This window comes from Blautia sp. NSJ-175, from assembly GCF_022867815.1.
Classification (GTDB): Bacteria; Bacillota; Clostridia; order Lachnospirales; family Lachnospiraceae; genus Blautia; species Blautia celeris.
This window is the reverse complement of the sequence record NZ_JALIFQ010000001.1, coordinates 440,746-462,271: the sequence shown is the minus strand read 5'-3', so window position 1 is coordinate 462,271 and position 21,526 is coordinate 440,746. Positions and strand designations below refer to the sequence as shown.

The 21,526-nt window shown below is 45.4% G+C and carries 19 protein-coding genes; 5 read left to right on the top strand and 14 right to left on the bottom strand.

Annotation, left to right across the window (positions count from 1 at the left end; genetic code table 11):
- Nucleotides 1-8: 8 nt before the first annotated feature.
- Nucleotides 9-953, bottom strand: coding sequence for a glycoside hydrolase family 43 protein (locus tag MUB35_RS02130; RefSeq protein ID WP_033141513.1), 945 nt, complete (start codon nt 951-953; stop codon nt 9-11).
- Between the two features lie 261 nt (nt 954-1,214).
- Between MUB35_RS02130 and MUB35_RS02125 the strand changes: the two genes are divergently transcribed.
- Both MUB35_RS02125 and MUB35_RS02120 read left to right on the top strand, forming a co-directional pair.
- On the top strand, nt 1,215-3,656 hold the full coding sequence (locus MUB35_RS02125) for a glycoside hydrolase family 2 TIM barrel-domain containing protein (RefSeq protein ID WP_244805701.1): 2,442 nt from the start codon (nt 1,215-1,217) through the stop codon (nt 3,654-3,656).
- 81 nt (nt 3,657-3,737) lie between these two features.
- Nucleotides 3,738-5,114, top strand: coding sequence for an MATE family efflux transporter (locus tag MUB35_RS02120; protein WP_244805700.1), 1,377 nt, complete (start codon nt 3,738-3,740; stop codon nt 5,112-5,114).
- Between the two features lie 22 nt (nt 5,115-5,136).
- Here MUB35_RS02120 and MUB35_RS02115 read toward each other — a convergent pair whose 3' ends face one another.
- From MUB35_RS02115 to MUB35_RS02095, 5 genes are all read right to left on the bottom strand, one after another.
- The gene (locus tag MUB35_RS02115; RefSeq protein ID WP_244805699.1) at nt 5,137-5,775 is read right to left on the bottom strand and encodes an ABC transporter ATP-binding protein; all 639 of its coding nucleotides are present in this window, start codon (nt 5,773-5,775) and stop codon (nt 5,137-5,139) included.
- Nucleotides 5,772-6,620: a hypothetical protein gene (locus MUB35_RS02110; protein ID WP_244805698.1), complete on the bottom strand. Its 849-nt coding sequence runs from the start codon at nt 6,618-6,620 to the stop codon at nt 5,772-5,774. The genes MUB35_RS02115 and MUB35_RS02110 overlap by 4 nt, the downstream gene beginning before the upstream one ends.
- Nucleotides 6,610-7,377: a hypothetical protein gene (locus MUB35_RS02105; protein ID WP_033141518.1), complete on the bottom strand. Its 768-nt coding sequence runs from the start codon at nt 7,375-7,377 to the stop codon at nt 6,610-6,612. The genes MUB35_RS02110 and MUB35_RS02105 overlap by 11 nt, the downstream gene beginning before the upstream one ends.
- A gap of 114 nt (nt 7,378-7,491) precedes the next feature.
- A complete protein-coding gene (locus tag MUB35_RS02100) occupies nt 7,492-8,625 on the bottom strand; it encodes a hypothetical protein (protein ID WP_033141519.1) in 1,134 nt (377 codons plus the stop codon).
- On the bottom strand, nt 8,622-9,008 hold the full coding sequence (locus tag MUB35_RS02095) for a hypothetical protein (protein ID WP_033141520.1): 387 nt from the start codon (nt 9,006-9,008) through the stop codon (nt 8,622-8,624). Before MUB35_RS02095 ends, MUB35_RS02100 begins: the two co-directional genes overlap by 4 nt.
- A gap of 270 nt (nt 9,009-9,278) precedes the next feature.
- Between MUB35_RS02095 and MUB35_RS02090 the strand changes: the two genes are divergently transcribed.
- Genes MUB35_RS02090 through MUB35_RS02080 form a run of 3 tightly spaced genes read left to right on the top strand, consistent with a single transcriptional unit; the run spans nt 9,279 to nt 11,080 of the window.
- The gene (locus MUB35_RS02090) at nt 9,279-9,671 is read left to right on the top strand and encodes a BlaI/MecI/CopY family transcriptional regulator (RefSeq protein ID WP_033141521.1); all 393 of its coding nucleotides are present in this window, start codon (nt 9,279-9,281) and stop codon (nt 9,669-9,671) included.
- Nucleotides 9,672-9,674: 3 nt separating this feature from the next.
- Nucleotides 9,675-10,847 carry a M56 family metallopeptidase gene (locus tag MUB35_RS02085; RefSeq protein WP_033141522.1) on the top strand — a complete coding sequence of 391 codons (1,173 nt, stop codon included), beginning with the start codon at nt 9,675-9,677 and terminating at the stop codon, nt 10,845-10,847.
- Complete coding sequence (locus MUB35_RS02080; protein ID WP_147398939.1) at nt 10,844-11,080, top strand: hypothetical protein; 237 nt, start codon at nt 10,844-10,846, stop codon at nt 11,078-11,080. The genes MUB35_RS02085 and MUB35_RS02080 overlap by 4 nt, the downstream gene beginning before the upstream one ends.
- Before the next feature lie 78 nt (nt 11,081-11,158).
- Here MUB35_RS02080 and MUB35_RS02075 read toward each other — a convergent pair whose 3' ends face one another.
- The 8 genes from MUB35_RS02075 to MUB35_RS02040 form a co-directional block, all read right to left on the bottom strand.
- Nucleotides 11,159-12,106, bottom strand: a complete 948-nt coding sequence (locus MUB35_RS02075) for an AraC family transcriptional regulator (RefSeq protein WP_033141523.1) — start codon at nt 12,104-12,106, stop codon at nt 11,159-11,161.
- A 22-nt stretch (nt 12,107-12,128) separates the two neighbouring features.
- A complete protein-coding gene (locus MUB35_RS02070; protein ID WP_033141544.1) occupies nt 12,129-13,874 on the bottom strand; it encodes a glycoside hydrolase family 35 protein in 1,746 nt (581 codons plus the stop codon).
- Nucleotides 13,875-14,002: 128 nt separating this feature from the next.
- Nucleotides 14,003-15,589, bottom strand: coding sequence for an extracellular solute-binding protein (locus MUB35_RS02065; RefSeq protein WP_033141524.1), 1,587 nt, complete (start codon nt 15,587-15,589; stop codon nt 14,003-14,005).
- A gap of 75 nt (nt 15,590-15,664) precedes the next feature.
- On the bottom strand, nt 15,665-16,573 hold the full coding sequence (locus MUB35_RS02060) for a carbohydrate ABC transporter permease (protein WP_244805697.1): 909 nt from the start codon (nt 16,571-16,573) through the stop codon (nt 15,665-15,667).
- A 12-nt stretch (nt 16,574-16,585) separates the two neighbouring features.
- A complete protein-coding gene (locus MUB35_RS02055; protein ID WP_225305252.1) occupies nt 16,586-17,548 on the bottom strand; it encodes an ABC transporter permease in 963 nt (320 codons plus the stop codon).
- 239 nt (nt 17,549-17,787) lie between these two features.
- Nucleotides 17,788-18,819 (bottom strand): LacI family DNA-binding transcriptional regulator, encoded by a 1,032-nt coding sequence (locus tag MUB35_RS02050; protein WP_244805696.1) that lies wholly within the window; start codon nt 18,817-18,819, stop codon nt 17,788-17,790.
- 250 nt (nt 18,820-19,069) lie between these two features.
- The gene (locus MUB35_RS02045; protein WP_054350702.1) at nt 19,070-19,804 is read right to left on the bottom strand and encodes a response regulator transcription factor; all 735 of its coding nucleotides are present in this window, start codon (nt 19,802-19,804) and stop codon (nt 19,070-19,072) included.
- A 17-nt stretch (nt 19,805-19,821) separates the two neighbouring features.
- Nucleotides 19,822-21,522, bottom strand: a complete 1,701-nt coding sequence (locus MUB35_RS02040; RefSeq protein ID WP_244805695.1) for a sensor histidine kinase — start codon at nt 21,520-21,522, stop codon at nt 19,822-19,824.
- Nucleotides 21,523-21,526 lie beyond the last annotated feature (4 nt).

Below are 21,526 nucleotides of genomic sequence, written 5' to 3'. Positions count from 1 at the left end.
ACCCTGTTTCATTCTGTAACTGCCCGGTCAGATACCCTGTTTCCAAAACAGGTATGCAGGCGCTCATATTCTTCTTCCTCCAGAACCAGGACAGAACCATGGCGTTTGCAGACATTTCCCATATGGCAGTCCCCGGGTTCTGCCACCTTAAAGTCGCCTTTTTCCAGACTTGTACAGATAAGGGGAAGATACCCCAGCCCCTCCGCAAACTGATCCACCATAAGGCACCATTTTCCTTCTTCCTCCATGGGGAATGCCGCAGGGCCTTCCACTCCCGTCAAAGCACTTAATGCCTCTGCCTCCATCTCTGTAAATTCCCCCTGAAGACTGGTGCCTCTGTCCATGCGTACTTTTTTCGTAGTCTCATCCTTTGAAAAACGGTAGAAAACACCATTCTCCTCCACTATAGTGGTATCTATCACATGATGCTCCCTCTCAATGTATTTTTCCGGTGATGTGAACACTTTAAAATCTCTTGTATAGGAGCTGTAAATCCTCTGTTTGTGCGCGGTATCGCCTGCCTCTTTTGTCATGGAAGCCCAGAACACAAGATAGGCTTCCTTCTCCGGATCGTATACTGCCTCCGGTGCCCAGGCACAGCCTGCCCCGGGGACACCGGTTTCAAAGGTCCAAGGTTCTGACCAGTGTACCAAATCCTTGGAACACCAGATCACAATTTTTGTACTCCCCTCCATCTGTGCCGCGGTCCAGCCTTTGCCGTTTGCTATCCTCAAATCCGTTGCAATGATATAAAATTTTCCGTCTATGACAGACCTTACTATAAACGGGTCCCTGACTCCTTTTTCCCCGTCTTCCCAGCGGATCACCGGATTTTGTTCATTTAGATCCTGCCAGTGCAGCCCGTCCCTGCTGAGTGCAAAATACACCTGCTCCCCCTCAGGGGATTCCCCTGTGAAATGTACAAATAAATAACCTCTTTTTCTATTCCCCATGCAGCTTTTTCCTCCTTAGCTGTACTCTTTTCCCATTTTTTGAAATCGGTTTCAAATTTATTTCATTCTACTACACCTCGCGTATTTTTACAATGCTTTTCCGTAAAAAAGTCGCTGATTTACAATAAGTCTCTCTTAATTCCATTGTTTTCCCCGGCGGGTTCCCTATAATATATTTTAGCAGAAAAATGGAACCAAAAGGATGACACTGTGTGGGGACAAAACAGTTGCCAAAAATATATATCAGGAGGTATTTCTATCATGAATACAACATATTATCCCATAAACAAAAACTGCAGATTCCACCTGGGAGACTGCCCGGATGCCTGGCAGGCATGGTATGATGATTCAGACTGGGAGAGTGTTTCCCTTCCCCATGACTGGTCTGTCACCCTGCCCTTTTCCAGAGAATATTCCAGCGGGACCGGGTATCTGGCAGGAGGAATCGGATGGTACCGTTTCCGTATCACGCCCCGGGAGTCCTGGAAAGGCAGACGCCTGTATCTGGCCTTCGACGGCGTCTACAAGAACAGCCGTGTCTGGTGCAACAGCTATTACCTGGGAAACAGGCCCAACGGATATATTTCCTTTACTTATGACATTACGGAACAGTTCAGCTTTGACCGGGAGAATGTCATCTGTGTCTGCGCAGACCACAGGGATATTGCGGATTCCCGCTGGTTCACCGGTTCCGGCATCACCAGAAAAGTACAGCTCCTTGTGCAGGAGCCCGTACATGTGATCCCCGGGAGCATGGCCTTTGAAACCCCTGAAGTTTCTTCCCAAAAAGCTCATTTCCGCGCTTCCTGTGAAATAAAAAATGACACACAGCAGGATGTACAGATTACAGCAAAGTTCAGACTGGTAAAAACTGAAAGTACAGAGTCTGCTATAGAAAACTGCAGTTCCGCAGCCGATAAGATGCAGGCTGAAGTCTCTGTAAATATGCACATCCCTGCCGGTACTGCATGCAGGGCCAAAGCCATAGGTGAAGTTCTTTCTCCCGCCCTGTGGTCCCCTGATTCACCGGATCTATATACCCTGGAAACCCGGCTCTGCCCTGCAGACGATGTTTCCGGCGAAGCCTGCTGCGGCAAAGAGTACATGGCTGACAGCCGCAGGGTCGGCATCCGCAGCATCCGTTTTGATCCGGATACAGGCTTTTTCCTGAATGACAAAAACATGCTGATAAAAGGCGTCTGTGTTCACCACGACGCGGGCTGCCTGGGCGCCGCTGTACCCGTACCCGTGTGGGAAAGGCGTCTGAAAAAACTGAAAGATATGGGCTGCAACGCCATCCGCATGAGCCACAATCCCCATATGCCGGAGCTTTATGACCTGTGTGATTCCATGGGATTTCTTGTTATAGATGAGGCTTTCGACGAATGGGAGGGGCCAAAAAACAAGTGGAGCACAGGACATAATGTGTATCCGCCAAAGCATCAGGGGTACTACCTGGATTTCCCCAGGTGGCACAAAGAGGACCTGACGGACCTGGTACGCCGGGACCGCTGCCATCCTTCCATTATCATGTGGAGTATCGGCAACGAGATCGACTACCCCAATGACCCTTACTGCCACTCTTCCTTCACCACCATGACCGGCAACAACGATGCGGATAAACCGGCAGAGGAACGGCAATATAATCCCAAAAGGCCGGATGCCGGACGCCTGGCTGTACTGGCCGGGAGGCTCACAAAAATCGTAAAAGAGATTGACACGACACGTCCTGTCACCCTGGCGGCTGCCTTTCCCGAACTGTCCTCCCGGCTGGGATTTCTGGATTCCCTGGATGTGGCAGGATACAACTACAAGGAGCATCTCTACGAGGAAAGCCACCGCAGGTTTCCGGATAAACCTTTCATCGGAAGCGAGAATGGACACAGCCTGGAAGCATGGGAAGCCGTGACAAAGAATCCCTATATCTCAGGACAGTTTCTCTGGACCGGAATTGATTATCTGGGGGAAGCGAAAGGCTGGCCCATCCACGGCTCCGGTGCCGGGCTATTGACCCTTGCAGGATTTGAAAAACCGGGCTATTACCGCAGACAGAGCCTCTGGTCCTCCAAACCTATGGTACATCTGTCCACAGCCCGTCCGGATGCAGACCGTGGGGAATGGACTCCTGTATCTGATACCTGGAACTACCCGGAAGAAGAGGAAGTGCTTGTGAAATGTTATACGAATCTGCCTCAGGCTGAGATATGGCTGAATGAAAAATGTCTGGGCACTTTTCAAAAGGACCCGGCCCGCGACGCCATTATACTCACCACTGCCTATGTTCCCGGTACGCTGAAAGCCCTTGGAAAAGCTTCGGACGGTACAGAAGTATCCCATGCTCTGACTACCACCGGCACGGCCTGTAAGATATCCCTGCACTGTTATGAGGATACACTTCCTTCCGCCACGGAACCGGCGTTTCGTCAGATTGAAGTGCTCATGAAAGACACCTGGGGAAATCCTGTTTTATCGGACACCTCACTTTTACATGTGAATGCGGAAAACGGCAGAATACTGGGTCTGGAAAATGGAGATCTGGCAGATGTGACAGATTACTGCGCCGCCTTCAGACGGGTATATCACGGCAGATTGTTGATTTATGTAAACTATATAGATGAGGAAAAAGAAATGACCATTACCGTTTCCGGTGATGCGGAGGCAAATATAAAAACGGCTGTCCTGACTCTTCCCCCCTTAAAATAACACAGGGAAAAACAGGAGCACAGACAGGACTGCGCCGTTACCCGCGGCCAGACAGCCAAAGGCCTTCAGAAAGGAAATTCCATGAAATTCTTTCATTATGACAAAACACTCAGCATTATGAAGACGCCACAGGGTACGATGACCCTGTCTCGCATTTTCGTTCCGTTTTTTACAGAAATGCTGCTGCTCAACATGATGGGCACCATCAATACCCTTATGCTCTCCCATTACTCAGATAACGCGGTGGCTGCCGTTGGCTCTGCCACTCAGCTTCTGGGGATGATACTCACCTTTTATACCGTGATCGGCACAGGTGCCTCCATTGTGATCAATCACAATCTGGGCGCGGAAAATACGGAAAAAGCTTCGGATGCAGCTCTCACTTCCATTATCCTGTGCGGTTCCCTGAGCCTTGTTCTCGGCACCTGCCTCTCCCTGGCCGCCAAGCCCCTGTTGGGCCTTATGCATCTGGAGGGACAGGTATTGGATTATGCGGTCACATATTTCCGGATCGCGGTGCAGTTTTCCTTTTTCCAGGCAGTGACCTCCAGTATCTCCGGCATTTTCAGAAGCTACGGTAAGCCTAAGATATCTGTCTGTGTCTCCCTGACCATGAATGGCATGAATGCAGCACTGGCTTATCTGGTCATTTTCCGGCCTATAGAACTTCCTGTCTCAGGGGTAACCGGTATTGCCGCCGCCTATGTGTGCAGCCAGCTTTTCGGACTGCTCCTGATCCTTACCTTCCTGCGGAAAATACCTCTTGGGCTGCATTTCAGGCAGAAAAGCCCTGCCTCTCTGAAGATAGCCGTGACCATGCTGAAGGTAGGAGTTCCGGGCGGGATCAGCAGCATATCCTACAACCTCTCCCAGGTGGTTTCCACCTCCATCATCGCCATTTTAGGGGTTGCTGCCATTTCCACCAAAATCTATGTATCCAATATTGTCTTTTATGTATATGTGTTCGGCATGAGTCTTGGGCTGTCCACCTCCCTGATGATCGGCTGGCTTGCCGGAGCGGGGAAGTATGAACAGGCATACCGTCTGAACCTGCAGAACCTGAAACTGACCATAAGCGCCAATGTGATGCTGTCCTTTCTGATCTTTCTGCTGGCGGAACCACTGCTTGGATGCTTTACCTCAGACCCGCAGATCATTTCCATGGGCAGGCATCTGATGCTCATCGATATACTGGTGGAGATAGGCAGAGGATTTAACCATGTGGAGGAAAATTCCCTGCGCGGTGCCGGTGATGTGATCTACCCCATGGCAGTGTCCATGATATCCTGCTGGACCATGAGCATTCTATTTTCCTACATTCTCGGAATCCGCATGGGGCTTGGGCTGACGGGATGCTGGATTGCCTTTGCCATGGATGAATTTTTCCGGGGCACCGCATATCTGATACGCTGGAGATCAAGAAAATGGACCACGAAAACAGTCGCGGTCCATGTCTGAAAAAGCCGTTTTGCCGGCTCTCCTATTTTCTCTGTATACGGCCCGAATCCATCTCGTATACGAAGTCGCACAACTGCCGGATATCTTCCTGGTTATGGCTGGCAAGCAGTATGGCAGTTCCTTTTTCTTTTAATTTCAGCAGTAATTTACGGATATCTTCTACTCCCTGATTGTCCAGGCCATTCATGGGCTCGTCCAGAATTAAAATGTTCTGTTCCTCCATGATGGCCTGGGCAATTCCCAGTCTCTGGCGCATCCCCATGGAATATTTGCCGACTTTTTTATTCTTCTGCTCCGCAAGGCCCACCAGGTCTAAGACAGCATTTATCTTTTCCCTGTCAGCCTTACCGTTCAGTCCCATTAAAAATTCCAGGTTTTTGTAACCGCTGTAATGCCTCAAAAATCCGGGTGATTCTATGATGATTCCCAGATTTGACAGGGTACTTTTGTCCTTTCCCACAGCTTTTCCTTCTATCTGTATCTCACCCCTGTCTGTCTGCAAAAAGCCACAGATGCATTTAAAAAGCACCGTCTTCCCGGAGCCGTTTCTTCCTATGATTCCGCAAATACTCCCCGCATCTGCCTGCAAGCTGACATCATGCAGAACCTCAATATTTTTAAATGATTTGTAAACATTTTTCACTTCTATGATATGGTTCATTCTTCAACCTCCGGAAGATCTTTGTGCAGGATACCGTATATACATCCCAGGAACAATATGGTGATCAAGACACCCAAAATAAGGATTTGCTGTATGGCGTCAGGGCCTCTGTAAGTGGGACTGTAAAACAGATACGAGGGGTCCAGCCAGGCCGCGGTTGCCAGATAATGAATAAGGGTCGGCATAAAAGAAAGGCGGTATGGAGCCAGGAGCACCAGCATTGCCGCCGCAATCCCTGCCTCACGTCTCAGGAACAGATTGCAGAAAAACAACACCAATCCAATCAGAACCGCATTTAAAATTCCCATCAGACAGGTCCAGCCCAGGGCCTCCATAGGCTTAAACCGATTCAAGATATCTACAGGCACCAACAAAGGGATTCCGCTGTTAAGTCCCGCATCTGTCCGTGCCAATGTATTCCAAACATTACCCCACTCATTTCTGAATGAAATATGGGGAAACAGAAAAATCAAACTCATAAGGTAAAGCATAAGAAAATATAACACGCTGCCCAAAACAATATAACATATCTGTCCCATTGCCCATACGATTTTTCCGGTTCTGATGGTCAAAAACATTTGGGAGCGGTTAAAAAACGGCGCATTGCTGAACAACAGAGCCACCCCTGCCAGAAAACAGAAAATAACCGATGGATGGATAAATAAAAAGCTGAATAAAAAAGGAGTTGCTTTCAACTGATGCATTCCCAAAAATGTGCGGAAGGAGGACATCAATGTACTTAAAAATATGAAATTACAGATAACGATCATATATAGTCTGGGATTGCGGATCAATTGTATTAACTGATATCTGGTTATCCGCAGAATACGATGTCTATGCTTCATACTCGTACCTCCTGATCCCAAAATACAACAAAATGCAGGAACCTATGTAAAAACAGAGTGCAAATATGGCAATATACAGAAAGAACAGAGTACAGGGCTGATTGGTACTGACCACCCAAAACATACTTTCCACATCTGCAGAAAATTTTATTATATAATTGGAAACAAAAATCAAGATAAAAAATAAGACAGGCGGTACACACAATACCAGGAATCCATCCCGTATATAAGCAGACAAAGCCAAAGATGCCGCCGCCATACAACTGCAGCAGATTCCATTCACCAGCGTTTGAAGAAAGATAAATCCCATTGTGTGCTCAGGAAGCATAAATCCAAAGGTTGTAATCTCTTTTAAATTTTCCACAGCCAGGCCGCTGTCTGATACCAGCGGATACTGGGTCAATTCAAAAGCCAGGTACAAAAAAGTTCCCAGGCAATAGACTGCAATAGTTCCAATAACACAGACCAATACTTTGGATATTACATATTTTTGAAGTGAAACCCTGCAGAGTATATTTTTAATTTCATGGTCCTGCATATCTTCACATACGCTTAATCCATAAACACCATTACAGACTGCCATAGTAATATATACAACTGTACTCCGCCCCACTGTTCCAAAGAATATCCCCAAAACATCCATTTCCAGGAAAAACCTCCGGCTGTTCCAGTACCATAAAATCGCTGCTGCCAGAACGATCAGTACAAACCTCTTATTTAGAAAAGCCCTCTTCATATCCATTCGAAAAATTCCCATATAATTCTCCTGTTTTATATAAACTCAGAGTTCTAAATATTTCTTCTATGCCCGGGAGGTTGAGTGCAAAAGCCGCCAGAGCTGTCTGCCTCAACCTCCAACTGAGCAGTCCGGTTAAACTGTCAATTCCTGACCATTCACAGCATCGATAACTATTTTACTTTCAAAAGAATAATCCTCACCCGAAACTGTCGTGTCAAAAACCCATACCGGCCTTAGTTCTGCCGTGTAATCCTTCCCCGGAATTATATCCATCATAAAAGAAATCCGTTTTACCTCATAGGAGGTACCGACAAGGCCCTTATAGTTTTGAAAAAATGTGTCGGCCGCTTTATCAAGTGATATTAAATCCACCGCATCCGTCTGTGTCCATGCATAACATCCTTGAATACCAGCTCCTACTATGCCGGAGGGATTCAACATAACTGTGGCCTCCTCCCCGTCTTCAAATCCCTGACCCGTGTAAAGATTATAGATAATAGGAATCCCGTTATATTCCTGCCGAAAATAAAAATAATAGGTATCATCTGCCGAAGACCAGGATTCTTTTTTCAGGGAGGGGTCTGCTTCTCCGCTGATATCTGTTGTATCCTCTTCCTGCTGCATGGTCTCATGATCCATAACATAAGCAGTTACCACCTCGCCCAGATTGATGCCATACTTTTTAAACAGCCGGCGGACAGTATCTGCAGCATCTGCCTGGCTCATGAAATCCAGATTTTCTTTCTTCTGGTATAAATCTGCATTATATTCTTCTGCAAAGGTTTCTGTGACAATGCAGTTGGAGTAATGCTGATATAATCCGGAATTTACTATAAATTCACAGGAATTATTATAAGCAAGGACAAATGCATTATCTATATCCTCTAAATTTTCCAGAGAAAAAAAGGCGCTGTCGTCTTCATGATCAAACTGCAGGGAAATATCAGGCGGAAGCAGATCATTTCTTATCTCTTCACTCATTTCACTCAAAGGCAGAGGTTCTCCCGATGCACAGTAAACCGTGTTTTCCTTTACTGCATCCGGAATCACCACATCAGCATCTATACTGATGTTTTCTTCTTTTCTTGTGAATGCAGTGACCGATGAATCAAAGAATGCACTTTTTGACTCTTGACTGGCTTTTGTCTTTGCTTCTTTTTCTGAATCCACTGAAGAGAGCTGTTCCTTACTGCCACAAGAAATCAGTCCCGCTCCCAAAATCGCATATAATATGATAAATCTTAAAATCAACTTCTTCTTACTCATGGATTATACTGTCCTCTGATCGTTGTGCCCACACCGCCCATGGGATCGTAGTGAATATAGAACGTATCCTTCATATTGGCATATCCCATATATCCTAATTTCTTTGATTTCGTAGGAGACGAAAAAGACCAACTGCCTGTAGCCACACCATATATACTGCCGTTATCAACATTAATCGCTACGGATTTATTAGTAGAATGATATGTCGTGGTAACATATGCTGCTTGTTCCAAATCACTCTTTTTCCCCGGCGCCGTTCTTTTATCAACAGCATTCGTTGTGAATGCAAAATATTCTTTGCCTGCATATACGGGGATGGAACATGTAAATACCGTTGAAAGCAATAACCCGATTGCTATGATTCTTTTGGCACGATTCTTCATAATGTCTATCTCCTTTCGTAAACGATATCAGATATATATTGGTTACTCACTTAAATACTATATACTGTACAATGGAATCCCCTCTTTCTCGAATATATTAAATAATCCGTTTTACATATAATCATGTATTGACAATACCATATTAATAGCAACTCGTCAATATTAATATAATGTAATTAAATTACCTTTATAAACTTTGTATATTTTTATCAATTTTTATATTGACACTTTATGCAATATATCTTATTCTTATAAGGAAAGGAGGATAATATGATATCACTTTTTGAAAAAGAAGAAGCTGTCATGTATACAATCTGGGGTATAGGGCACCCATGCGTAATTTCTGACATCTTAAAGACTAATCCGGAATTGAACAGAAACACGGTTGTAAAGGTTTTAAAAACACTTACATCAAAGGGGTATATTAAGGTAGACTCTATTATTAAAACAGCAACAAGAACAGGGAGGGGATATATACCCATAATACAACAAGAAGATTATGAGGCACAAAAACAATTAATGCATATGATTATTGAAAGTCCCACCCCTCAAGATGGGATTTTACAATACTGTTCTACACTAGCTAATGGCAAACATTTAGATGCTGCGTTTATAGATGAGATGGAAAGACTACTTGATAATCTTAAGTCAAAGGAGAGCTAAAATATGGAGTTATCGTTACCTGCATTAATAACGTGTTCTATATCCATGTCCCTTCTCAGTATTATCCTTTACATTGCATTAAGATGGAACTATTTATTAAAAAAAGTGGGGATTCTAAGTGTTTATATATTAATGATTTTAACCATCATAAGAGGGTGTTTTCCACTGGATATATATAAACCCGGACTAACTAAGACATATGAATCATTAGTGATAATACCGGCAATACAGAAAATAATTATGACCCCTGTCACTTATGAGAACCATCATTCTTTTTCTGTCTTGGACTTAATAATCATCATGTGGATTGTTATAGGATCATTCTTATTTATCAAAAAATCCGTTGGGTATTATCGCTTAAAACAAAAAATTTCTCAAATGCCCAGATTATCATCAAATAATATCAACCAGGTGTATCAAAGAGCATTTCTAAATGTTTTTAAAAGTAAAAATCATAACATTGAAGTGATCAAAATGGAAGGGATATCCACCCCTGCTGCTTTCGGCCTCTTTCATCCGGTAATATTACTACCTAACATTGAGTTTACAGAAACGGAACTTTACTGTGTTTTATTACATGAATTAATACATATTAAACATCGGGACTGGGGGATAAAAGTCATTATGGATTTTATTTCCTGTATTCACTGGTGGAATGTATGTGTATCCATTTTGTTACCATCCATGTTACAACAAATTCAGGAATTATATGTAGATCATTCAATGGAAGCTATAGTTCCAACCCAAAACAGACTTGACTACGCCAACAGTATATTAAAAACATTGAGACATGCCCAAAGTAACAGAAAACAAGTGATGGATCAAACTTCTTATTACGCCTTATGTAATTTGTCGAATAAAAAGAACCTTCGGCAAAGATTTTATTATATAGAAAAATGGAAACATAAAAAAAAGTCAAATACCTTTATTGCATTTGCAGTAATACTCTTCATATTTTCCTTCACTTTCGTTTTTGAAGCGCGTAATTTACCGGAATACGACCAGAATGGAGATGATGTATTTTATTTAGAAAAGGACAACTCTTATTACTTAAAAAATGGAAATTTTTTTGATTTATATCTTAATGGAGAATATTTTTATACTACAGAAGATTTAACACAAGTTCCAAATGATTTTAAAGACCTGCCTATTTATGAGAAAGGGGATTTTAAATGAAAAAAAGAATACTTATTTGTTTAACAAGCTCTATGTTTATCTTGTCAATTTGCCCCGCCATTAATAATTCTTCTTATGATTTCTCAATAAATACCGCGTCATCAATTGATAGTACCGTGTTACCTAAAAAAGATATTATTGGATATCAATATAAAAAAGTCAATAATATAATTTATAGGCGATTATATAATTTCTCTGCCAATAAACCCTTAGGTGATTGGGAACGTATTTAATACCATTGTTAAGTTCTTATTCCTGCTCGCTGAATAACTTAAAAACTAATCCTATATAAACAGCAGGACATCGCCTTATCAGCGATCTCCTGCTGTCTCTTTCTTCTTCCCCACACACTGCCGCACCCCCGCCATAGTCCCATACTGCCCCGGTGATATCCCCGTATATTTTTTAAACACCTTGCAAAAATACCCGTCGTCCCTGAATCCCACCCGGTATCCCACAGCGGATATCTTCATGGATGTGGTTGCGAGCAGTTCCATGGCGCGGTGTATCCGTATCTCGTTGAGGCAGACGAAAATAGTTTTTCCGATATTCTTTTTGAACACCCGGTTCAGATAATCAAAATTACAGGAAAATTCCTCCTCGATCCCTGCACCGGATATCTGCCGGTGGTAATTTTCATTGAGATAATTCAGCAGCTCATGGACTCTGTGATAGGAGGATGGAATCCCATGAGTGGGCCTGACCGTCCAGGAAGACAATGCCTCCCTGGAGATTGTCACCAGTGCCTCCATAAACCTGCATTCACAGGCTGTCTTGTAATTTTCCATCTGGTTCCTGTGCTGCTCCATGGCTTCCTGAATCAACTGCAGCACCCGCAGATAGCCGCTCTTTTTTCCCAGGGAGACGAATTTCGGCAGCCAAAGGCAGTCATCCCGGTACCTTTTGTAGGAACCGCTGTCCTGCTGCAGACAACTGCCCCGGATTTCCAGAAGATTTTCCATAAACTCCTGGTCCTCATCCCTTCTGCATATCTGCGGATGGCGGAAATGGATATAAAAATACTCGCATTCTGAGGCCTTAATCCCCTCATGCACAAAGTCTGTATCTAAAAGGAGTATGTCTCCTTGCCGAAGCTCATACTCCTTTTGGTCTTCCTTTAGATACAGCACTCCCCGCTTCATGATATAAAGAATATATTCATCCGGCTGCCGCCTTCTGTGCACATAGGGCGGTTCCAATACCGCTGTGTCCACCAGGCGAATCTGAGGCAGGATATTTGCGTTGATCTCATAATACATTTACTGCAGGCACCTCTTTTTGTCAGCCAAGATCCGGTTCTTCGCAAAGGGCGATCGTGCCCGGCGCTTTCCCCTCTGTCTCGAAAATAAGGATGGTATTCTGTCCCTTTTTCAAAAGCGGTCCCGGTATATATAAGCGCTTCTGCGGACCGATCTCCCAGAAACGGCCTATATTAAATCCATTGACCAGAACACAGCCTTTTCCCCATCCTGAGAAATCAAGGAAGGTATCCCCTGTCTCCTCCGCCTCAAATGTAAACTCATAGAATCCCGGCTCTCCTTCGTTTACCGGAACATCAAAGTTCAGCCCGCTTAAATCCTCCATGGGCAGGCAGTATTCTGTCCAATAATAGTGCTGGTGTCCATTGATCTGCACACTTCTGTCAATCCCCTTGCGCTGCTGTTCCAGCGCGGGTCCGAAATTTACACGCCCCATATTTTCCATGAGAATAGAGATTTTTTCTCCCTTCTGTATCGGGCTTTCAAACTCATATTCTGTCAGCAGCTCTCTGTCATACAGTGTCAGTACCGGCTTCTCATCCACGAACATATTTGCCCTGTCGTTTGCGCCCCAGAGACGTATCTTCTCGATTGGCCCCTCGTATTTCAAAGGGCTTTCATACATGATATATCCGTATCCCTGTCCCAGTTTTTCCATGGACCGGGGGTATACACTTGCAGCAGGTTCTGCAATATTTTTCAGATTTCCGAAGAGACCTGTCCTTCTGGATACCTTCAGGGTACCGTAATCTTTTCTTTTTATCTCTGTGCTCAGAGCAACTTCCGGAACCTCTGCATATTTGCTGATCACCTGGCGGAATGCCTGGTATTTCGGCGTGATCCTGCCATCCTCAGTCAGCAGTGCGTCATAGTCGTAGGAGGTTACATCAGGGGTCAGTACATCGTAATAATTAGAGCCATTGGTAAAACCGAAATTGGTGCCGCCCTCAAACATGTAGATATTGACATGACCCTCCGATAAGATTTCATCCAGATCCTTCACATGTTCCTCCAGATCTCCCGTCTGGTGGCACTCCACACCCCAGTTGTCAAACCAGCCCACCCAGAATTCCATGCACATAAGGGGCTTGTCTCCTATTTTCTCCCGCATAATGGAGAACTGCTCTTTTCCCTTTGAGCCAAAATTTCCGGTCTGCAGTACGCCCTCGACTTTTCCGCAGTCAAAGGCATCCCCCCACGGGCCGTCTGATGTGACAAGGGGTACCTCACATCCGCAGTCGATCATAAGGTTCTTCATGTACTCCAGGTATTCCCTGTCATCGCCATAGTAACCGTACTCGTTCTCCACCTGCATCATGATCACCGGTCCGCCCTGGGTGATCTGCAGCGGTGCGATGACCCGGAAGAGCTTTTCGTAGTATTCCCTCACATGCTTCAGATACGGTTCATACATGCAGCGCAGACGCATGTTGTCCTCTTTTAAAAGCCAATAGGGAAGTCCGCCGAACTCCCACTCCGCGCAGATATACGGGGACGGCCTTAATATCACCATCAGCCCCAGCTCCTGCGCTGTCTTCACATAGCGGGTAATATCTAAAATACCGTCAAAATCAAACTGTCCCTTCTCCTTCTCATGCAGGTTCCAGGGAATGTAGGTCTCCACCGTATTGCATCCCAGCGCTTTTAATTTTTCCAGTCTGTCCCTCCAATATTCAGGTACCACACGGAAATAATGCATTCCTCCGGAAATGATCTTGATCTTTTTTCCATCCAGATAAAAATCTTCCCTTATCTCAAATTTTTCCACTTCCTGCTCCTTTCTGAACTTTGCATTGTTCATACAGCAAATGGGAATGCCAAATGCCGGGCACTCTCAGCTGCGTCGGTATTGGTATTCCCATGCTTATTTACAAAAACTTCCTGCTTATGATTTTATCACTTTTCTGCTTTGAAATCATCAATATTTTTCTGGATTGATGCTTTTACTTCATCATAACCGGCTGCTTTCAGTTTTTCTCTCATCTCGTCGATCGCCTTTGCAGGATCCTCATATTTTCCGTATCCAAGCTGCGGAAGGTATTCGGACAATACGTTTGCGATGGCTGCCTGCTGTGTCTCGATGGCGTTTTTGTCAATGATCAGGTTCTCAAATTCATAGTCATATGCAATCTTGTCGTAATTGGCGATCATATCCTGAGTTCCGTCCCACCAGCTCTCATTTGGCAGCTCCAGGTCGTCGTTACGTCCGCACCAGAAGTTTGCGTCCAGCTTGTCTGTGGCCTCATCCCATCCTTCCGGGTATGACAGTTTGCCGTCATCTGTTACAATATAGTCGGTTCCTTCCACACCATAATTGATGTAGCGATAACATTCCTCATCGTTGCGGAGCAGATCGTAAACCATGAGAGCTCTCTCCGGATGTTTGGAATTGGCGCTGATGGCTGCGGCACCGTGGGTCTTGATGGGTTTTGCCACATTGTTATTTTCCTGTCCCCAGTAATACATCTTCACATCAGAACCCGGCTGTTTTACATCCATGTTGGGTTTTACCTGTGTATAGTAGGTCTGGCTGTGGTGCTGGTCTGCTGCACAGGTACCTGCATACATTTCTACTCTGGTATCCCCGTCATAATTCAAGGCATCCTCACGCCATACGCCGATCTCATTCCACTCTTTCATCAGCTCCGCTGCTTCATAGATGGTGTCATCCTCCATATACGGAGATGAAACAGTATAAGGATCTTCTTTGGATGTAAACCAGAATTCATAGTTACCTGCATTACATCCTACAAGCTGGCGGTAATTTGTGTTTGATAAGATATAAGGCTCCAGAAGGCTTCCCAGATTGTTCTTTCCCGCATCCCACGGAACCACATCCGGTTTGTTCTCTTTTACCCATTTGAAATATGTAGTCATTTCATCGAATTTTGTGATGGTGCCATCCGGGATTCCGGCCTCTTTTGCCCAGTCGCCGCGGTACATCATTCCATGGTTTGTGTACTGGGTGTAGTTGTCTTCCGGAATGAACATGATCTCACCGTCTAATTTACAGATATCCCAGTCACCGTCTGCCTCTACCTGCTCATAGGTCTTGGGCGCATAGGTCTTCAGCATGTCATCTGTCAGCGGCAGGAATGCTCCCTTCTGTGCGTTTTCCCATCCATACAGCCAGTCTGTGGCGGTTGTGATGATATCAAGAGAGGCATCGCCGCTCAGAAGCTGGGTATTATACTGTGTCTGCCAGTCAGCCCATTCTACATAAGTCAGCTCCAGCTCTGCATTTACCTTGTCGGTCAGAACTTTATTCAGTTCCTTTAACATTTCCTCGCATCTGCCGTTGGACGGCTTGTTTCCCAGAACCAGCATGTTGATCACCTCATGGCTGGAAGTGTCAATGGTTCCGTCCTCCTTTACCTTGGAACTTGCACCCTCACTTTTGCTTCCGCAGCCAGCCAGGCTTGCTCCCATCAATACTGCCATTGTCAGGGCCAGAGTACGTTTTACTGTCGTATTCTTTCTCATTTTTGATCCTCCACTCATTATAATTGATTCATATAAATCCCTATACGGGAAATTCATATCATACATATAATACTGTCATCCTTTTACAGCGCCTACGGTGATACCGGAGATAAAATATTTCTGCACAAAGGGATATAAAAATACAATCGGGCCTGTTGCCACCACTGCAGTTGCCATTTTCAGCGTATTGGACGGAAGGTCCGCAACAGTGACGGCTGCGCCGGCCATGGAATTCTTAAGCGCGGCTGCCTGGTTAATGATATTGTACAGATAATACTGCAGCGGTTTGAAATCCACCTCTGAACCCAGATACAGGGAGGAGAGATACCACTCGTTCCAGTATCCCAGGGCCAGAAACAGGCCAACCGTTGCCAGCGCCGGTTTCAGCATGGGCAGAACAAGGGAAATGAAGATCTTGAAATCCCCGGCTCCGTCGATCTTGCCGGACTCTGTTATCTCAAACGGTACTGATTTTGCAAAGTTCTTCATCAGAATGATCAGCCACGGTGTCATGAGAAGCTGGAAGAACACGGCAAAATAGGTTCCCTTTAACTGCAGGTACCTGGATACCCAGATAAAAGTGGGCGCCATACCTGCGGAAAACAGGGTTGTAAAGTAGATAAAAAAGGATATCGCATTTCTAAAAGGAAAATCCTTTCTCTGCAGGGCATATCCGGTCATGGCAATGACGAACAGCCCCACCAGGGTTCCGCAGACTGTAAGCAGAATGGTGACTGCGTAAGAGCCCAGTATCATTTTCGGGAAACGGAACACCCAGGTGTACGCATCCAGCGTAAACTCTTTCGGAAGCAGGCCAAAGCCTTCCTTCATAATGACGCTCTCCGTGCTCAGTGAAGCCGATATGATCAGAATAAACGGCAATAGGCATATCAGCGCAAACGCTGTGATCACCAGATACGAAATTATTTTCACAACCAGGGTACTGGTGTCCTGTTTTATCTTTGTCTTATTTTGATTCTGCACTTAACCCACCTCCTAGAATAATGCGTAATCCGGATCGATCCGTTTTACCAGCCAGTTGCTGAACATAACAAGGGCAAATCCGAAAATGGACTGGTACAGCCCCACCGCAGATGATGTTGAGAAGTTGTTCTGCGTCGTCATGGTCCTGTAAACGAATGTCTCGATAATATCCGTTGACTGGAAGAGCTGTGAGTTATTGCCCACCAGGTTCCAGAATAATCCGAAGTTTCCCTTCATGATACCGCCCAGGGCAAAGAGCAGAAGAATGATAAAGGTAGGTTTCAGGCTTGGCAGGATGATATAGCGGATTCTCTGCCAGCTTGTTGCCCCATCCACCTCGGCAGCTTCCATCATGCCGGAATCAATTCCGCAGATGGCTGCAAAATAGACGACGGAACCGTATCCTGTCTGCTGCCACATCTGGCAGAAGATAATGATGAAAGGCCATATACCGGCCATACTGTAAATCTTGACCGGATCACCGCCCGTCTCGCGGAGCAGGGTGTTCAGCGCACCTGTGTCATAATTCAGGATGTTAAACGCAATGGCTCCGATCAATACTACGGAGATGAAGTACGGCAGGAACATGATCGTCTGGGATACTTTCTTAAAATATTTATTGCGCACTTCATTCAGCATAACAGCCAGTGTGATCTGCACCACATTTCCCAGAACAATAAATACCACATTATAAAGCAGGGTATTTCTGGTCAGTTTCCACAGTTCTCCTGACTGGATCAGGAATTCAAAGTTCTTCAGCCCCACAAAAGGACTTCCGAAAATCCCATCACGGAAATTATAGTTCGTAAATGCTATGTATACACCCGGCAGGGGGCAGTAATTAAAGACTATAAAAAACACCACGGCAGGAAGGCACATCAGCAGCAGGGTCCTGTTATCTTTTACCTTTTTCCAGAAAGGCTTTTTCCTGCCCGCCATAACTGCTGTTCCTGTTTTATTTTTCGTTGCTTTCACATCATTCTCCTCCTCTTTTTGAAATCGGTTTTAATAAATGGCTGATTTACTGCTTTTTCTAGGTTGAACGCACGTAGATTTCCTCCTGTTCTTGTTATCTTTTATTATAACTGCTCCTTTGCAGCAGATGTTTTTATGTAACTCAACGAACCTCACACCCCTCTTATTGAAACCCGTTTCAATAAGATTATTATTTTACCACTGTATCCGGTGAATATCTTATGCTGTCTCTTAATCTGCTATCTCTCTGCTGTGGACTCCCTGATCATCAGCTTAGGCGGTATGAGCTGCATTTTCGGCGGATTCTTTCCCTCTATGGCCATAATGGCAGTATCCACCAGAGTGTTAGCGAATCTGTCATAATTATATCCCACACTTGTCAGACGCGGTGTCTCGGCCTTTGCAATAAAGGTGTCGTCAAAGCTCAGAATGGAGATATCTTCCGGTATTAAAAGCCCATGGCGGCGGACCGACTGCATGATGCCCATTGCCATAAAGTCGTTGATCGCGATAACTGCGGTGGGAAGCGGCTTCCCGCTGTCAAAAATCCCATCCATCACCTGCAGTCCGCACTCTACGGAATACTCCGGTGTCTCCACAATATCATCTTGTAAAACTTCGATTCCATGCTTTCTCAGACAGCTTCTGTAAGTGACCCGTTTCGTATAAGTGGAATTTACATCTCTGCGGCCTCCGATGAGGGCAATCTTCTCATGCCCCAATGAGATCAGATGATCCACTGCGGTCTCCATTGCCTTCTTCTGATCTATATTAACCTGATAGCAGTCACTGCCGTCCAGTTTACCTGTGATCACCACGGGGATCGTGTCTGTGATCTGGTTGATCTTCTCCACATATTCCTCGTCTGATACCATCTCGTCCACTTTGCCTCCGATCATGATCAGTGCATCCACCCGCATCTCGATCATCTTCTGCAGGTTCTGCTCCTGAAGCTCCATATCATTCAGATAATTGCTGAGCATCAGACTGTATCCTCTCTCGTTGGCAGCCCTCTCACAGGCCACGGCAAGTGTTGCATAAAAGGGATTTCTGATATCCGGGATCAGGAAACCCATGAGCTTCGTCTTTGTACTGCTCAGACTGCGCGCCATGGCATTCGGCCGGAAATCATACTTCTTGATCAGAGCCTCCACCTTGATCCGCTTTTCTGTGCTGACATTGGCATTGCCTGTCAAAACCCTGGAAACGGTCGCCGGGGATACTCCTGCTTCCTTTGCGATATGATAAATACTTACTCTTTCTTTTCCCATTGTCTCACCTGTTCATATATTATTAATAGGTAACTGCCGGATACCTTTTCGGGCCATGGCATATTATGTTCAGTATAATATATGAAACCGATTTCTACAAGAAAAATCTTTTCGCTTGCTGCTTTGTCATATTCACCAATCGATTTATCTATATTATAAAGTGTGAATCACAATATGCACATGTAAATATTTTTTTATTTTGGTACTTTTTTTGGTTCCCGGTAAAAATATTGTCATAATTTGTCCATTCCTACAGATTCTTCCTGTATTTGCTGGGGGAGATTCCTGTGTTTTTCTTAAACACTTTAATAAAATAGAAGTAATCGTTGTATCCCGTCTGCTCTGCAATGGACTCCACGGAGAGACTTTCATCCGCCAGCAGTTCCTTTGCCTTCTGGATACGTTTTGAGGTAATGTATTCCGAGAAGGAGAGGCCAAGCTCTGCCTTTAACTGGCTGCTCAGATAGCCTGTACTGATTCCGTGTGCTTCCGCCAGACCGGAGAGTGTGATGTTTTCCGTATATCTCTCCTGTATCTCCCGGATTATCTGATTCATCATTGAGGAGTTGATGGGTTCCTCCGGGGCCGTCTCCTCCTCCTCTCCCCGCTCCCGTCTGAAGGCGGCAAGCAGCCTTATCAGAACCTGGTTTAATTTCTCCTGTTCCACCGGCTTCAGCAGATAGTCAAAAGACCCCATTCTGAGCGCGGACTGGGCGTACTCAAACTCCGCATAGCCGCTGATGAAGATCACCTTCACAGCGATTCCTTTTTCCCTGAGCTTTTCCAGTAACTGCAGGCCGTTCAGTCCCGGCATGCGGATATCCGTTATCAGAATGTCAGGCTTTTTCTCCAAAATTTCCTCCATGGCCGCCACCCCATTGTTCGCCTCACCGATCACCTGAAACGGCAGCCCTGATTTCTCAATCTGCTTTTTCAGACCGATCACTACCCATGTTTCATCATCTGCCAGATAAATCCTGTACATATTCCCTTCTCCTTTCTTCAAACAGGCTCAAGCTCATCCGGTATTATAATTGTGATCCTGGTTCCTTCTCCCTGTCTGCTCTCGATCTGAAAGACCACATCATCCCCGTAAAACAGTTTCAGCCTCTGATAGATATTGGCCACCCCGATTCCCTTCTGTCCCGTGGGTCTGCTGTCCAGGTTGTCACGCATCCACACAAGCCTTGCCGGTTCAATCCCACAGCCGTTGTCTTCCACCACAAACATAATATGGTCCTCTCCATGCATGTGTATGGATACATTCACCTCTCCATCCTCCAGCTTCTGTTCCAGGCCGTGGAACACTGCATTTTCCACAAGAGGCTGCAGCATGAGTTTGATCACCCGCTTTTCCTTCACCGCGTCCTCCATCTCAATGTCCACATCAATCTTTCCCATGAAACGGTAATCTATGATCTTGGCATACTCCCGTATATAGCTGACTTCCTCCTCCACACTGACAATGTTCTCTCCTTTTACGGCAAAGCGGAAAACCTTGGACAGCGCCATGGTGATCTCCGCAATGTCATCCACCTCATAGTAAAGCGCCATAGAGCAGATGCATTCAAAGGTATTATACAGAAAATGAGGATTGATCTGATTGCGGTAAGCCAGGACCTGAAGCTGCTTTTTGGCGATCTCCGCCTCGTACATTCTCCTCTGGGACTCCTGGATCTCCTGATTCATTTTCTGCCTGGCATCCAGCATATGGTTCAGGCTTTGCACCACCGTGCCGATCTCATCCTCCCTGCCGATCTCCATTCTCTGCTCCGGCCTGTCTACTATCTTCTGGATAAACAGGTCAACCTGGTGAAGAGGCCCCACAAACCGCTTATAACAGAACCATACCAGCAGTATCAGCAGCGCAAATGCCAGCACATAGGCTATGGTCACGAATTTCTTGCCGTCATCCATGCTGCTGTTCATTTCACTCTCCGGTATGCGGCTGACCACTTTCCACCCGTCCATGCGTACACTGCGCACTTTTACATAGAATTCGTCCGTGCTCCTCATCATACTTCTGTCCAGTTCTTCCAGGCCGTTGTTCCCTCTGGACGCTATGATCTGGTTGTTTCCGTCAAGCAGAAACACCTGTGTATTCTCTGTGGCCTGGGAATCCTCCAGAAGCCCGGACAGATTATCTGTCCGCATCATCATAACACACATTCCGGTCTGAATGCCGTACTGCCTGTTGTTCAGATCATAGACGGGAAAATAAACCGTATAAAAGGGAACCCCCGCCTGATTCAGATAAAATATATCGCCAAATTCCATCTGCTTCTTCAGCGATTGGACAAAATCCGGGTTATCTGCCGCCTTTCCCATGGCAGCAATCTGATTCAAAGAAGTATCATAGAGATAGATCCCGGCTATGTCACTTTCCAGTAAAACCGTGTTGGAAAATATCTCTGACAGATCCTCTGAGACCATGACTCTTGCCACCGGGTCCATGGTAAAATAATCGTATGTTGTGGGCGCATAGGCCATGGATGTTGCCACATGGTTCAGTGTATCATGGAAATCCTCCATTTTTCCTTCTACCTGGAGCAGTATCTTATCATTCAGGTCTATGGTCCGGTCCCGCAGTATCTTGCCGGAATAGCTGTCGGTAACCGCGTAGGCTGCCAGTAAAAAGAACATAATAAGAGCAGTGAACGCGATAAGCTGAAGCCACAGACTGTCCTTTAATCTCTTCCTCATTGCT